A 14,893-nucleotide genomic window follows, 5' to 3' on the forward strand; every position below is an offset into this window, starting at 1 on the left:
ATGACCAGCACCGCCCAGGCCCGCACCACCCAGACGGGCACCGCCACCTCGCTGCTGCGCTTCGCCACCGCCGGCTCCGTGGACGACGGCAAGTCCACGCTCGTCGGCCGGCTGCTGCACGATTCCAAGTCGGTGCTCTCCGACCAGCTGGAGGCCGTCGAGCACGCCTCCCGCAACCGCGGCCAGGAGGCGCCGGACCTCGCGCTGCTCACCGACGGCCTGCGCGCCGAGCGCGAGCAGGGCATCACCATCGACGTCGCCTACCGCTACTTCGCCACCCCCCGGCGGCGGTTCATCCTCGCCGACACCCCCGGGCACGTGCAGTACACCCGCAACATGGTGACCGGCGCCTCCACCGCCGAACTCGCCGTCGTCCTGGTCGACGCCCGCAACGGCGTCGTCGAGCAGACCCGCCGGCACGCCGCCGTCGCCGCCCTCCTGCGCGTGCCCCACGTCGTCCTCGCCGTCAACAAGATGGACCTGGTCGACTACGCGGAGCCCGTCTTCGCCGCCATCGCCGAGGAGTTCACCGCCTACGCCGCCTCCCTCGGCGTGCGCGACGTGCTCGCCGTCCCGCTCTCCGCCCTCGCCGGCGACAACGTCGTCGAGCCCTCCGCGCACATGGACTGGTACGGCGGCCCGACCCTGCTGGAACACCTGGAGACCGTCCCGGTCGGCAGCGACCCCAGCGCCGAACCGGCCCGCTTCCCCGTCCAGTACGTGATCCGCCCCCAGACCGGCGACCATCCCGACTACCGGGGCTACGCTGGCCAGTTGGCCTCCGGCGTGCTGCGCGTCGGCGACCGCGTCACCGTCCTGCCGTCGGGCCACACCACCACCGTCGCCGGCATCGACGCGCTCGGCCGCGAGAGCGACATCGCCTGGGCGCCCCAGTCGGTCACCGTCCGCCTCGCCGACGACCTCGACGTCTCCCGCGGCGACCTCCTCGCCGCCGGCCCGGCCCCCGCGCCCACCAAGGACATCGAGGCCACCGTCAGCCACCTCAACGAGCGCCCCCTGCGCGCCGGCGACAAGGTGCTGCTCAAGCACACCACCCGCACCGTGCGCGCGGTCGTCAAGGAGATCTCCTACCGCATCGCCCTGCCGACCAAGGCGGGCGACACCCTCGAACAGCGCTCCGGCGCCGACGGCCTGAACGTCAACGACCTCGGCCACGTGGTGCTGCGCACCGCCGAACCGCTGGCCCTCGACGCCTACTCCGACAACCGCCGCACCGGATCGTTCCTGCTGATCGACCCGGCCGACGGCGCCACCCTCACCGCCGGCATGGCGGGCGAGGCCTTCGAAACCGTACGCTCCACCACCGACACGACTTCCGGCGACGGGGAGGACTGGGTCTGATGCCCAGCGAGGCGTTCTCGGACATGGACAAGGAAGGCGGGCGCATCGGCAGCGGCGCCCTCGGCAGCGGCCAGGGCGGTCTGACCCGATGTGCGGGCCCGCAGAGCTGAGTCACGCCCCTCGGCCGCCCCGACGGGGCGGCCACCATGCCCCCGAGACCGCCTCCTGACGGCCCGTCCACGAACAGGACCCCACCATGGCTCCGCACCAGGCATCCCCGCACAGCCCGTCCCCCCATGGGCACGCCCGCCCCAACGCCGGCCGGATCAGACGCTCCGCTGCCGCCGCCGCGGCCGGTCTGACCGCCGTCGCCCTGCTGTCCGCCTGCAGCTACGGCTCCAAGGCCGACAGGTCCTCCGACCGCAAGGCCGACACCGCGGCTGTCGCCGGGGCTTCCGGTGTGAAGCTCTCCGCGGACACCGTGAAGATCGGCTACTTCGCCAACCTCACCCACGGCACCCCGCTGGTCGGCCTCCAGGAAGGCATCTTCCAGAAGGAGTTGGGCGCCACCCAGGTCAAGACGCAGGTCTTCAACGCGGGCCCGGCGGAGATCGAGGCCCTCAACGCCGGCTCGATCGACATCGGCTGGATCGGCCCCTCCCCCGCCATCAACGGCTACACCAAGTCCGACGGCAAGTCGCTGAAGGTCATCGGCGGTTCGGCCTCCGGCGGCGTGAAGCTCGTGGTCAACCCGGACAAGGTCTCCTCCCTGGACGACCTCAGGGGCAAGAAGATCGCCACCCCGCAGCTGGGCAACACCCAGGACGTGGCACTGCTCAACTACCTCGCGGGCAAGGGCTACAAGGTCGACGCCGCCTCCGGCGCCGGGGACGTCTCGGTGGTGCGCACCGACAACAAGGTCACCCCGGACGCCTACCGGTCCGGTTCCGTCGACGGCGCGTGGGTGCCCGAGCCGACCGCCTCCAAGCTGGTCACGCTCGGCGCGAAGGTCCTGCTCAACGAGAAGGACGTCTGGCCGGACAAGAAGTTCGTGATCACCAACATCATCGTCTCGCAGAAGTTCCTCAAGGAGCACCCGGACGTGGTAGAGGCCGTGCTGCGCGGCTCGGTGAAGACCAACGCCTTCATCAAGGCCGACCCGGCCAAGGCCAAGGCCGACGCCAACGAGGCCATCCGGAAGGAGGCCGGCAACGCCCTGGAGCCGGCCGTCCTCGACCCGGCCTGGCAGGACATCGACTTCCTGGACGACCCGCTGGCGAACACCCTGCAGGCCGAGGCCGACCACGCCGTCACCGCCGGGCTCCTCAAGAAGCCCAACCTGACCGGCATCTACGACCTCACCCTGCTGAACAAGGTCCTCGCGGCCCAGGGCCTGCCCGCCGTGGCCGACGCCGGGCTCGGCGCCGAGTAGCGCCACCGCCCCTCCGGCTCCGCGGTCCGGCCGCCGCCCGCCCGGTCGATCCCCGATCGATGCCCACCGGGACGGGCGGGGCCGGGCCCCGGCCCCAGCTCAGAGTCCTTCCCCTCCCTGCCCGCCGACGAGCGGGAAGGGGCCCACGACCACTCACGCAGGAGGTGGCCGGATGACCCCGGCACTGACCACCGAGGCCGGCACCCCCGTCGTCGACGCCGCCGGCACGCCCGCCGTCCGGATCTCGCACGTGCACAAGTCCTTCGGCCGCCCGGGCGCGCACACCCACGTCCTGGACGACATCACCCTCGACGTCGCGCCCGGCGAGTTCGTCACCCTGCTCGGCGCCTCCGGCTGCGGCAAGTCCACCCTGCTCAACCTGGTCGCCGGCCTGGACGAGCCCAGCCGCGGCACCATCGAGGTGTCCGGCGGGCGGCCCGCCCTGATGTTCCAGGAACACGCGCTGTTCCCCTGGCTCACCGCCGGCAGGAACATCGAACTCGCCCTCAAGCTCGCCGGTGTCCCCCGCCCCGAACGCCGCGCCGAGGCCGAGCGCCTGCTCGAACTCGTCCGCCTCGACGGCGCCCACGCCAAGCGGGTGCACGAGCTGTCCGGCGGCATGCGCCAGCGCGTCGCCATGGCCCGCGCCCTCGCCCAGGGCAGCAAGGTCCTCCTGATGGACGAACCGTTCGCCGCCCTCGACGCCATCACCCGCGACGTCCTCCACGACGAGATCACCCGTATCTGGGCCGAACGGCAACTCTCCGTCCTCTTCGTCACCCACAACGTGCGCGAAGCCGTCCGCCTCGCCCAGCGCGTCGTCCTGCTCTCCTCCCGCCCCGGCCGCATCGCCCGCCAATGGCACATCGACCTGCCGCAGCCGCGCCGCATCGAGTCCACCGGCGTCGCCGACCTGTCCATCGAGATCACCGAAGAACTGCGTGGGGAGATCCGCCGCCATGGCCAGCACTGACACCACCCTCACCAGGAGCGGCGGCGACACCGCCGACGTCGGCGCCGGCCTCGACGCCCTCGACACCGTCACCGCCCCGCACCGCTCCCTCGGCGAAGCACTGCGCAAGAAGGCCCTGCCGCCGCTGATCGGCGTCCTGGTGGTGCTCGCGCTCTGGCAGGGCGCCTACAGCCTGCACCTCACGTCCTCCTACAAACTGCCCAGCCCCGCCGACGTGTGGCACTCCGCACAGGACCTCTGGTACCAGGGCACCCTGTTCTCGATCATCTGGACCAGCGTCTGGCGCGGCCTGTCCGGCTTCCTGCTCGCCGTCGCCATCGGCACCCCCGTCGGACTGGTCGTCGCCCGCATCCGACCCGTGCGCACCGCCATCGGCCCCGTGCTGCAGGGCCTGCAGTCACTGCCCTCGGTCGCCTGGGTGCCGGCCGCCGTCATCTGGCTCGGCATCAACGACTCGATGATGTACGCGGTGATCCTGCTCGGCGCCGTCCCCTCCATCGCCAACGGGCTCGTCGCCGGCATCGACCAGGTGCCACCGCTGTTCCTGCGCGCCGGACGCACCATCGGCGCCACCGGTCTCACCGGCGCCCGCCACGTCCTCATCCCGGCGGCGCTGCCCGGCTACCTCGCCGGGCTCAAGCAGGGCTGGGCGTTCTCCTGGCGCTCCCTCATGGCCGCCGAACTCGTCGCCTCCTCCCCCGACCTCGGCCGGGGCCTCGGCCGCTACCTGGAGGACCAGCGCGAGTTCTCCGACATGTCCGGCGTCCTGCTCGGCATCATCCTCATCCTCTTCGTCGGCATCGCCATCGAGCTGCTCGTCTTCACCCCGGTCGAACGCCGGGTCCTGCGCAACCGCGGCCTGCTGGCCACCGGCAAGTGAGGCAGCACTGATGCCCGCCCTCCTCCTCATCGCCCACGGCAGCCGCGACCCGCGGCACGCCGCGACCGTGGCCGCGCTCGTCGAGGAGGTGCGGGCCCAGCGGCCCGGCACCGAGGTCGCCACCGCCTACCTGGACCACTGCGCCCCCCGGATCCCGCAGGTGGTGGCACGGCTGGCGGACGCGGTGGCCGTGCCGCTGCTGCTCAACCGGGCGTTCCACGCCAAGCACGACATCCCCGCCGCCCTGCGCGCCGCCGGCTCCCGGCTGCCCGTGGCCGACGTGCTCGGCCCCTCCCCCCTGCTGCTCGCCGCCCTGGACCGCCGCCTCGCCGAGGCCGGGCTGGACGTCACCTCCCGCGCCGTCCGCGCCCGGACCGGCGTCGTGCTCGCGGCGGCCGGCTCCTCCGACCCGGCCGCCGACGCCGCGACCCGCGCGGCGGCCGCCGAGTGGCGCCGCACCCGCGGCTGGGCCGCCGTCGAGGTCGCCTACGCCTCCGCCACCGGCCCGCGCGTCCCCGACGCACTCGCGGCCCTGTGTGCGGCCGGCGCCGGACGGACCGCCGTCGCCCCCTACCTCCTGGCCCCGGGCCTGCTGCCCGACCGCATCGCGGCGGCCTCGGCGGGGGCGGACGTCGTCGCGGACGTCCTCGGCGCGGCCCCGGAGCTGGCCGCCCTGCTCCTGGCGCGCCACGACGAGGCCCGCCGCACGACACCGGCCCTCCCGGCCCTCACCGCCTGAGCCGTCGAGAGGCCTTGCGGTGCCGGTGCCCGGCCACCGCGGCGGTGGTCACGCTGAGCGGCACCGGTGCGTGCGGGTCGGGCACCCATGGCCTCGTCCTCGGTCAGCTTCATGCGTCTCGGCGTACTCGGCGATCGCTGCGGGTTCCGCGCCGTCGTCCGTCCTCCGCCACCGTCACGGCGCGCGCGGACGGGGCCGCGCGCGCCGTGGGACCGGGGCGGGTCAGGCGGGAAGGTTCCACTTCTGGTTGGCGGCGCCGTTGCAGTCCCAGATGCCGAGCTGGTTGCCGTTGGTGGTGGAGAAGCCGAGGTCGTCCAGGCAGCGGCCGGACTGCGGGTTGAGCAGCGAGCCGTCGGGGCGGGCCTGCCACTGCTGGGCACCCGTGCCGTTGCAGTCCCAGGTCTGCACCAGGGTGGCGTTGCCGGTGTTGCCACCCGAGACGTCCAGGCACTTGCCGAGGGCGCGGATGGTGCCGTCGGTGCCGATCTTCCACGTCTGGTTGACGTTGCCCAGGCAGTCCCAGATCTGGGTGGGGGTGCCGTTGGCGGTGCTTCCGCCGCGCACGTCCACGCACTTGTTCACGTAGCCGCTGATCTGGCCGACCGGGCCCGCCGGGACGGCGGGGCCGGACACGATCCAGGCGGTGGTGGCCATCATCGGCCAGAAGCACCCCGCGGCAGCGCTGGTGTTGCCGGTGACCCAGCCGCTGCTCGAACCCGAGTAGACGGGGAACCCGTTGCTGTCGACGCCCTGGCAGGAGACCGCGACCCGCCAGGTCTGCATCGGGTCGATGCCCGAACAGGTGCCGAGGAAGCCGGCGCCGCTTCTGCCGACGGAACAGCTCCCGGCGGCCAGGGCCCCGGTGGCCGGTGCGGCGGAGGGCGCGGACGCGCCGGACGCGGCAGGGGCGCTCTCGGCGGCGCCGGCGGCCGGCGCGGTGAGCGCGGCGGCACCGGAGAGCAGCGCGGTGGCGAACATGACGGACGTACGGCGCACGGGAGGGTCCTTCCGAGAGGGAATCCGGTCGGCCCGCATGTGAAGCACCGGTGGTGATGGTGCGTTCTTTGTGCGGGCCGCGCGAAAGCCTCGGGCACGCCATGTCCACGGTCAACGGGTGGGGCGGAGATCACGCCACCGGTCCGTCCACGCACGGAGGGGGTGCGGCACCACGCCGGACCGGCCCGGGCAGGCCGGGCGTGCGGCCGATCCGGCCGGATCGCGTCCGGCCCGACTCCCCGGGTGAGCGGGAGCCGGGCCGTGACCGGGCCGGCCCGGGGCCGATCCGGCGCAGGATCAGATCCGGCGCAGGGTGAAGCTGTCCGACGGGTGGCCCGAGATGGCGTCGGCGAGGCCGGCGGAGAGCTGATAGGCGCGGCCCGCCGGGCCCGCGACGAGCGCGGTGGGGGTCGGGTCGACGGAGGAGCGGACGGCGGTGAGGCGGGCGGTGCGCCAGTGGTCGTCGGAGCGCAGTTCGACCCGGGCATCCCGGCCGGCCCCCGCGAGCGCGTTGGTGACCCCCGCGACGGAACCGTCCGGGCGGCCGAGCAGGCCGTCCAGGTGGAGCAGGGACGCGGCGCCGCCGGCCACCTCGACCTGCCGCACGGCAGCCGGGTTCCACAGCGGGACCTGCCACAGCGTGCCGTCGTCCCACTTGCCGATGACCAGGCGGCCCTCGCGCAGGACGATGCCGTTGAGGCCGTACGACCCCGGGCCGGGGGCCAGGCGCGGGTCGCGCACCAGGACGGAGGCGGTGCCGTCCGGCGCCACCCGGTAGACGACCGGGGCGAAGGAGTCGGTGACGTACGCGGTGCCGTCCGGGCCCACCGCGATGTCGTTGGCCATGTGGTCGCCGCCGTCGGCGGTGACGGCGGCGAGGTCGGTGTAGAAGAGGCGGCGGCCGGTGTCCAGGTCGTAGGCGCCGATCCCGGCGATCTTCCCGAAGGTCGCCGGGCTGCTGTGCTCGCCGACGCCGTTGTCGAGGTCGGTGACCAGGACACGGCGGTGGACGGGGTCGATCCGCAGACCGGCGATCTCGGTCAGCGCCGGGTCCCGCACCAGGGTGCGCACGCTCCCGTCGGTGCCGACGGCGGAGACGGTGCCGTGCCGGAGCGAGCCGAGCAGGAAGCGGTGGTGCGAGGCGTCCCAGTCGCCCGCCTCGGGCACCAGGGTCGGCGCGTGGCCGGTGATCACGGCCGGGGTCGGGCGGTCGGTGGCCGCGGCGGCGGGCGAGGCCGCGGGCAGCGCCCCGGCCGTGGCGACCAGGGTGGTGAACGCGGCCGCGGCCAGGGCGCGGCGGAGAGTACGGTGCTGACGGTTGCTCATCGGAATTCCTCTGCGCGTGCGATCCGTTGACGTGGTCAAGCCTCGCGCGAACGGGCGGCCCGCAGCAGTGCGTGGGGGTACTGGTAGTTCGACTACCAGGAAGAACGGGGGACGTGGTGGACATGGACGACGCCCAGGAGCGCCGGACGGCGCTGTCGAGCTTCCTGCGCAGCCGCCGGGCGCGGCTGACGCCGCAGGAGGTCGGGCTGGCCCCGGGGGTGCGGCGGCGCACGCCGGGGCTGCGGCGGGAGGAACTGGCGCTGCTCGCGGGCGTCGGGGTGACCTGGTACACGTGGCTGGAGCAGGGGCGGGACATCCACCCGTCCCCGGAGGTGCTGGCGAGCCTCGCCCGGACGCTGCGGCTCGACCGCGCGGAGACGGCCTACCTGTTCCGGCTGGCCGGCAGCCACCCCCGGGACGGCGAGGTGGCGGCACCGGGGGACGTCCCGGTCCCGCTGCTGCGGCTGATGCGCGCGCAGTGGCCGGCGCCGTCCTTCGTGATGGACGCCAACTGGGACATCCGGGCCTGGAACCCGGGCGCGGACGCGCTGTTCGGCCTGACCGACCGGGCACCGGACGAGTGCAACCTGGCCTGGGTCGTGTTCGGCAACCCGGTGCACCGGGCCCGGCTCGACCGGTGGGAGGAGCACGCCCGCCGCTTCCTGGCGCAGCTGCGCTCCGCCTACGCCGAGCGCGGCGGCGAGGCGACGGCCGTCGGGCGCCACCTGGCCCGGATGATCCGGCAGGTGCGCGGCGAGTACCCGGAGGCGGACCGCTGGCTGGACGAGCACCAGGTCGCCGAGCGCGGCGGCGCGCGGAAGGTGATCCGCCACGAGGTGGTGGGCGAGCTGCGGATCGACCAGCACGTGCTGCTGGCGGCGGAGGGCCTGCAGCTGATCGTGATGGCCCCGCAGGACGCCGAGACGGAGGAGCGGCTGCGCGTCCTGGCTCCGGCCGCCCCGGCGGTGGCGGCGCCGGTGTGAGCCGGGGGCCGGGGCCTGCGGGCTCCGGGACGGGGTGGCCGCGCCGAGCCCGCCGGCCGTCCCGCCCGCCCGCCCGCCCGCCGGAACGCGGAACGGCCCGGCCCCCCTTGCGCGAGGGGGGCCGGGCCGTTCGGCGGAGCGTCAGTCGAAGCTGCGGCGCTGGCGCCCGGTCCCGTAGTTGGAGCCGGACTTGGCGCCGCTGCCGGGCTTGGCGCGCCCGGCGGAGCGGCCGATGAAGCCGGCCGCCTGCGGGCGCTCGCCCTGGGTGGCGGCGCCCATCCGCTGCTTGGGGCGGGGGCGGCGCGGGTTGCCGTTCATGTCGACGTCGGCGGGCAGCCCGGAGCGCTTGCCGGCGCGGCGGCGCGGGGCTCCGGCCTTGGCTCCGGCGCGTCCGGCGGCCTTGTCCTCCGCGGTCCCCGCGGCGGCGGCCTGGGCCACCGGGACGGCGACGGCGACCGGGACGCCGCTCGGCGTGCGGGCGCCGGTGATCCGGGCCAGGTCGGCGTCGCCCGGGCGGATCTTGGTGACGGTCGGGCGGATGCCGGCGACCGTCATCAGCCGGTTGACCTCGCGGCGCTGCTCGGGCAGCACGAGGGTGACGACCGTGCCGGACTCGCCGGCCCGGGCGGTGCGGCCGCCGCGGTGCAGGTAGTCCTTGTGGTCGACCGGCGGGTCGACGTTGACGACCAGGTCCAGGCCGTCGATGTGGATGCCGCGCGCGGCGACGTTGGTGGCGATCAGCGCGGTGACGTGGCCGTCGCGGAACTGGTCGAGGACCCGGTTGCGCTGCGGCTGGGACTTGCCGCCGTGCAGCGCCGCGGCCTTCACGCCGTTGCCGAGCAGCTGCTTGGCGAGCCGGTCGGCGCCGTGCTTGGTGTGCACGAACATGATCACGCGGCCTTCGCGGGAGGCGATGTGCGCGGCGGCGGAGGCCTTGTCGGACTGGTCGAGCTGCAGGACGTGGTGGTCCATGGTGGTGACCGCGCCGGCCGAGGGGTCGACCGAGTGGGTGACCGGGTCGTTCAGGAAGCGCTTGACCAGCCGGTCGACGTTGCGGTCCAGGGTGGCGGAGAACAGCATCCGCTGGCCGCCCTCGGCGACCTGCTCCAGCAGCTTGGTGACCTGCGGCAGGAAGCCCATGTCGGCCATCTGGTCGGCCTCGTCCAGGACGGTGATGGTCACGTCGGACAGGACGACGTCGCCGCGCCCGATCAGGTCGTCCAGGCGGCCCGGGGTGGCGACCAGCACCTCGGTGCCGCGGCGCACCGCGTTGGCCTGCCGGTTGATCGACATGCCGCCGACGACGGTGGTGATCCGCAGGTTCACGGCGGTGGCGTACGGGGTGAGCGCGTCGGTGACCTGCTGGGCCAGCTCGCGGGTGGGCACCAGGACGAGTGCCAGCGGGTGCCGGGCGACGGCGCGGCGGCCGGCGGTGCGGGTGAGCAGCGGCAGCCCGAAGGCCAGGGTCTTGCCGGAGCCGGTGCGGCCGCGGCCGAGCACGTCGCGCCCGGCGATCGCGTCGGGCAGCGTGGCGGCCTGGATCGGGAACGGCTCGGTGACGCCTTCGCGGCCGAGCGCGGAGAGGATGCCCTTGGGCATCTCCAGCTCGGCGAAGGTGGCCGCCGGGGGCCGGGCCGGGGTGCCCTCGACGACGGTGAAGTCGGCGGCCTCGGGCGTGACGGCGCGGTTCTGCTTGGGGGCGCCGGTGCGGTTGCGCGGCTTGCGCGAACGGTCGCCGCCGGCGGTGCGGCGGGTCTGGTCGGTGGTGCGGGGGCCGCGGTCGCGCGGCGTGCGGGCAGGGGTGGTCACGGGTTCTCCGTCCGTCGGGTCGGCAGCCCGCGGTGCGGGCTGGTCGGCCGTGGGATTGGGAGCGCGCCGCCCCGGCCGTATGGCGGCATGAGCGGGGGCCCGCACCGTGCGGTGCGGGCCCCCGCTTCGCGATGATCGCGAGTCAGCGTGGACGCTGACGTCAGCCGATGATCATGATGTTCTCGGCCTGCGGGCCCTTCTGGCCCTGGGTCACGTCGAACTCGACCTTCTGGCCCTCGAACAGCTCGCGGAAGCCCTGAGCCTGGATGTTCGAGTAGTGGGCGAACACGTCAGCGCCGCCGCCGTCCTGCTCGATGAAGCCGAAGCCCTTTTCGCTGTTGAACCACTTCACGGTGCCGGTAGCCATAACCGTCTCCTCTAAAACTGGGGCATCAGGGACCCACACCTCGTGGATCCCCAAGTAGCCGCGATCCCCATCCGGAGACTGAAACACCGGACAAAACAAATGCGCCTGTTGGTGTTGGAACCAGCAGGCGCACACATACGTTCATGGGAACCAAAACTGCAACTGACTCGACTGTAGCACGGGGACACCCCGAACGACCGGGGATTTTCCGCTGTACAGATCACGTTTGGCGCCCCCCGCAAAGGGGGAGGCGGCGCCCCGCCGAAGCGGGACGCCGCCTGTCTTCCCGAGCGGTCGGTCAGCGTCGGCCGGCCGGCTCCGGCACGCCGTGCGCACCCGCCAGCGGGGCCGGCCCGCCGCCGTGGCCGTGACCGTGGCTGGGGCCGTCACCGTGGCCGGGCCACCAGGCGCGGTGGCCGAGCAGCGCGGTGAGGGACGGGGTGAAGAACATCGCCATCACGAAGGCCGCCAGCACGATGCCGAAGGCCAGCGAGAAGCCGAGCTCCATGAAGAGCACGTTGCCCGCGAGCATGAAGGTCGCGAACGACGCCGCCAGGATGAAGCCGGCCGCGGCGACGGTCGGGCCGCCGTGCTTGATGGCCTCGCTGGCCGCCTCGCGCGGGCTGCGGCCCTCGCGGGCCTCCTCGCGCAGGCGGGAGATGATCAGGATGTTGTAGTCCGTGCCGATCGCCACCACGAAGAGGTAGATGAAGATCGGCAGCATGAACATCAGGCCCGGCTCGCCCTTGAGGTTCTGGAACAGCAGGGTGGTGGCCCCGAGGGTGCCGCCGAAGCCGAGGCCGACCGAGGCCATCAGGTACCACGGTGCGACCACGCTGCGCAGTTGCAGGCCCAGGATGAGCATGATGATCAGCGCCGCGATCGGGAACACCAGCGTGTAGTCGTGCACCATCGCGGTGTTGATGTCCTTGTACACCGAGGTGATGCCGCCGACCAGGGCCTTGCTGTCGGCCGGGGCCGAGGCGTGGGCGGTGTCGCGGACCTTCTCGATGGTGTCGATGGCCTTGTTGGAGGCCGGCGCGTCGTTCAGCATCACGGTGAAGTCACCGGTGGTGCCGTCCGCGTTGATCGTCTTGTTCTGGGCGCTCGGCGCGACCACGGAGGCCACCCCGGGGACGCCCTGGAGCTTGTCGGCGAAGTCCTTGATCGCCGAGTCGCCGAGCTTGGCGCCGTTGGTGCTGGTCAGGAAGACGTGGCTCGGGTCGGCGGCGCCGGCCGAGAACGCGGTCATCAGCTTGTCCTGGACGACCATCGACTCCTTGCCCTTGGGCATCGAGCTGCCCGCCAGGTCGTAGGTGCCGTTGTAGTTGACGCCGGCCAGGGCCAGCACCAGCAGGATGCCGCCGGAGGCCAGGGCGACCAGGCCGGGCTTCTTGCCGGTCATCCGGCCGAGGGCGGCGAAGCGGGCGTTCTTCGGCTCCTGCATCCACTTCTTGCCCGGCCAGAACACGGCCTTGGACGGGAGGACGGCGAGCACGGCGGGGGCCAGGGTCAGCGAGACCAGGGCGGTCGCGATGACGGCGATGGCCAGCGCCGGGCCGAGCGCGGTGAACATGCCCAGGCTGGAGAGGACCAGCACGGCGAAGGCGACGGCGACGGCACCGGCGGCGGAGGCGATCGCCTCGCCGACCCGGCCGACGGCGTTGGCCACGGCCGTCTTGCGGTCCTCGCCCAGGCGCAGCCGCTCGCGGTAGCGGAAGGCGAGGAAGAGGAAGTAGTCCGTGCCGACGCCGAGGACCACGATGATCAGGATCGCGGAGGTCATCGGGGAGGACTTCAGGTCGAAGAGCTTGATCGCGTCGGCGATCAGGCCGTTGGCCACCGGCATCGCGATGGCCAGCGAGAGGACGACCGGCAGGAGGCCGGCCAGGATGCTGCGGAAGATGATGCCGACGATCAGGATGACCAACAGCAGGCTGCCGAGCATGACGATGGCGTCGGTGGCGCCGGAGGCGTCCTGCTGGTCGAGGCTGCTGGCGGCCTGGCCGCCGACCTGGAACTTCAGCCCGGTGCCGTCGGCGAGCTTGGAGCCCTCGCTGCGCAGCTTCTTGGCCGCGTCGGTGTACTCCGGGCTCTGCATCTTGGTCTTGTCGATGGCGACCATGGACAGCGCGTACTTGCCGTCCTTGGACTTCGCCGCCTTGGCGTCGACCGGCAGGATCTTCTCGACCGCGGGGATGTGCGCGGCGGTCAGACCGTTGACGACCTTGTCCATCGAGGCCTGGTCGGCGTCGTTCAGCGCCTGGCCGTCGTTGCGCTCGAAGAGCAGCAGCGCGGCGGGGGTGAAGCTCGACGGGAAGGCCTGCTCCTGGAGCTGTGCGGCCTGGATGGACTCGTAGTGCTTGGGCAGGAATGCGGACTCGTCCGTCTGGGAGGTGACCTTCGGCGCCGCCGCGACGATGGCGATCATCGCGACGACCCAGGCGATGATCACCCACCACGCGCGACGAACGACGAAGTGTCCTAGTCGGTGGAACATGCTCGATGCCTCCTGGGCATGGTTCACCGCAGCCCTTTGGGGGACGGGACGCTGGGCGACGGCAGGGACCGGCCCGGGAGGTGCCCGGAAGGCACCACCTTGCCGGTCGGCAGGTAAGTAGGTCTGGGCATCATCCTACGAGTACTTGCTTGCCGCCCGGCAAGGAGCCCCCGTATTCCAACCCCCGTGAGAAGGGCCCCCCCGAAACGGCCCCGACCCAGTCTCTCCCGAACCCCGGCCGGTCGGCCTCGTGCTCCGGGTGGAGACACCTCCCCCTCAGGGTGGAGGCAGGTCCCCTACCCCCAGGGAGGAGTTCTCGGGGTCGGGGGCCAGGGAAAACCCCAACCCGCCCCCGACACGCCCCCCGAGGGGACTCCCGGGGAGGCGCCCGCGCGGCCCCACTGTCCGGCGCCACCGCTCGGCTCGCTCACCCCGCTGCCCGGCCCCGCTGCCGGTGGTCGGCGACCGGGTCGGATGCGGCGGCCTGGTCGCCGAGGCACGGACGCCGCCTTCGCCGAGCACCGCACGGACGGCAGCCGAGCCGCCGCAGCGCGCGGGGCCCGGGCCCCGCGCGCTGCGGGGCCACGGGCCGGTGCGTCATGATGATCACCGCCCCGGGATCCCCCGGGTGACCGCCGTGGGAACGGAGCCCAGTCATGATCCCCTTCGACGAGGGCCGGGCCCGGCTGCTGCTCGCCCGCGCCTGCGCGCGCGCCGGACTGCCCGCCCCGGACGGCGCCCGGCTGCTCGCACTGGGCGAGAACGCCGTCTTCGACCTCGGCGACCCGGCCGTGGTCGCCAAGGTCGGCCGCGGCCCCGAGCTGTACGAGCGGGCGCACCGCGAGCTGACCGTCGCCCGCTGGCTGGCCGGCCAGGGCGTCCCCGTGGTGCGGCCGTACGACGCGCCGGCACCCGAGCCGCAGGCGGCCGACGGGCACCCCGTCACCTTCTGGCACCGGCTCGCCCCCGCCGTCCGCCCCGCCCGCCCGGTCGACCTCGCCCCGCTGCTGCACGCCCTGCACCGGCTGCCGGTACCGCCCGTCCCGCTCGGCCGGCGCGACCTGCTGGCCCCGGTCGGGCGCTGGCTGGACTCCGCCGAGGGGTACGTCGCCCCCGAGGACGTCGCCTTCCTGCGCGACCGCCGGGACGCCTTCGCGGCCGCCCTGGCCGACCTCGCCCCCCGGCTGCGCCCCGGCGTGATCCACGGCGACGCCCTGCCCCGCAACGTCCACGTCGGCCCGGACGGCCCGGTCCTGCTCGACCTGGAGTTCGTCGCCGACGACCTGCGCGAACACGACCTGGTGGTCCTCGCCCTCGCCCACGACCGCTACGGCGTGCCCGGCGAGGAGTACCGCGCGTTCACCGAGGCGTACGGCTGGGACGTGCGCGACTGGCCCGGCTTCGCGGTGCTGCGCGGGGCCCGGGAGACCGCCAGTGCCTCCTGGGTGGCTCAGCAGGCGGCGAGCAACCCGGCCGCGTCCGCCGAGTTCCGGCGGCGCGTCGACTCCCTGCGCGACGGGGCCACCGAGGTGCGCTGGTACCCGTTCTGACAGCGGCCCGTACCCCGGCCGGCGCGCGGGCGCCAA

Annotated in this window: 12 protein-coding genes; 7 read left to right on the forward strand and 5 right to left on the reverse strand. The window is 73.7% G+C overall.

Annotation, left to right across the window (positions count from 1 at the left end; translation table 11 throughout):
- The 5 genes from IF30_RS0124495 to IF30_RS0124520 all read left to right on the forward strand — a co-directional run bounded on the left by IF30_RS0124495 (nucleotide 1) and on the right by IF30_RS0124520 (nucleotide 5,326).
- Nucleotides 1–1,362: a sulfate adenylyltransferase subunit 1 gene (locus IF30_RS0124495; protein WP_037901058.1), complete on the forward strand. Its 1,362-nt coding sequence runs from the start codon at nucleotides 1–3 to the stop codon at nucleotides 1,360–1,362.
- Nucleotides 1,363–1,558: 196 nt separating this feature from the next.
- On the forward strand, nucleotides 1,559–2,734 hold the full coding sequence (locus IF30_RS0124505; protein ID WP_051711011.1) for an ABC transporter substrate-binding protein: 1,176 nt from the start codon (nucleotides 1,559–1,561) through the stop codon (nucleotides 2,732–2,734).
- Nucleotides 2,735–2,906: 172 nt separating this feature from the next.
- Complete coding sequence (locus IF30_RS0124510) at nucleotides 2,907–3,707, forward strand: ABC transporter ATP-binding protein (RefSeq protein WP_030242330.1); 801 nt, start codon at nucleotides 2,907–2,909, stop codon at nucleotides 3,705–3,707.
- A complete protein-coding gene (locus IF30_RS0124515) occupies nucleotides 3,694–4,587 on the forward strand; it encodes an ABC transporter permease (RefSeq protein ID WP_030242332.1) in 894 nt (297 codons plus the stop codon). The genes IF30_RS0124510 and IF30_RS0124515 overlap by 14 nt, the downstream gene beginning before the upstream one ends.
- 10 nt (nucleotides 4,588–4,597) lie before the next feature.
- Complete coding sequence (locus tag IF30_RS0124520; protein WP_199807917.1) at nucleotides 4,598–5,326, forward strand: sirohydrochlorin chelatase; 729 nt, start codon at nucleotides 4,598–4,600, stop codon at nucleotides 5,324–5,326.
- A gap of 222 nt (nucleotides 5,327–5,548) precedes the next feature.
- On the opposite strand, the gene IF30_RS43890 is transcribed toward IF30_RS0124520, so the two are convergent.
- Nucleotides 5,549–6,322, reverse strand: coding sequence for a ricin-type beta-trefoil lectin domain protein (locus tag IF30_RS43890; RefSeq protein WP_234322826.1), 774 nt, complete (start codon nucleotides 6,320–6,322; stop codon nucleotides 5,549–5,551).
- Between the two features lie 297 nt (nucleotides 6,323–6,619).
- Nucleotides 6,620–7,648: a hypothetical protein gene (locus IF30_RS0124530; protein WP_030242338.1), complete on the reverse strand. Its 1,029-nt coding sequence runs from the start codon at nucleotides 7,646–7,648 to the stop codon at nucleotides 6,620–6,622.
- A gap of 122 nt (nucleotides 7,649–7,770) precedes the next feature.
- On the opposite strand from IF30_RS0124530, the gene IF30_RS0124535 reads away from it, so the two are divergent.
- Nucleotides 7,771–8,631 (forward strand): helix-turn-helix transcriptional regulator, encoded by an 861-nt coding sequence (locus IF30_RS0124535; RefSeq protein WP_037901094.1) that lies wholly within the window; start codon nucleotides 7,771–7,773, stop codon nucleotides 8,629–8,631.
- Between the two features lie 141 nt (nucleotides 8,632–8,772).
- Here the strand turns inward: IF30_RS0124535 and IF30_RS41935 are convergent, their stop codons facing one another.
- The 3 genes from IF30_RS41935 to IF30_RS0124550 all read right to left on the reverse strand — a co-directional run bounded on the left by IF30_RS41935 (nucleotide 8,773) and on the right by IF30_RS0124550 (nucleotide 13,307).
- Nucleotides 8,773–10,230 carry a DEAD/DEAH box helicase gene (locus tag IF30_RS41935; RefSeq protein ID WP_234322830.1) on the reverse strand — a complete coding sequence of 486 codons (1,458 nt, stop codon included), beginning with the start codon at nucleotides 10,228–10,230 and terminating at the stop codon, nucleotides 8,773–8,775.
- Nucleotides 10,231–10,600: 370 nt separating this feature from the next.
- A complete protein-coding gene (locus IF30_RS0124545; protein ID WP_030242345.1) occupies nucleotides 10,601–10,807 on the reverse strand; it encodes a cold-shock protein in 207 nt (68 codons plus the stop codon).
- Between the two features lie 298 nt (nucleotides 10,808–11,105).
- Nucleotides 11,106–13,307: an MMPL family transporter gene (locus IF30_RS0124550; RefSeq protein ID WP_030242347.1), complete on the reverse strand. Its 2,202-nt coding sequence runs from the start codon at nucleotides 13,305–13,307 to the stop codon at nucleotides 11,106–11,108.
- Nucleotides 13,308–13,963: 656 nt separating this feature from the next.
- Here IF30_RS0124550 and IF30_RS0124555 point away from each other — a divergent pair.
- The gene (locus IF30_RS0124555) at nucleotides 13,964–14,857 is read left to right on the forward strand and encodes a phosphotransferase enzyme family protein (protein ID WP_030242349.1); all 894 of its coding nucleotides are present in this window, start codon (nucleotides 13,964–13,966) and stop codon (nucleotides 14,855–14,857) included.
- Nucleotides 14,858–14,893: the final 36 nt, after the last annotated feature.

It is taken from the genome of Streptomyces sp. NRRL S-350 (genome assembly GCF_000719705.1).
In the GTDB taxonomy this organism is placed as follows: Bacteria; Actinomycetota; Actinomycetes; order Streptomycetales; family Streptomycetaceae; genus Kitasatospora.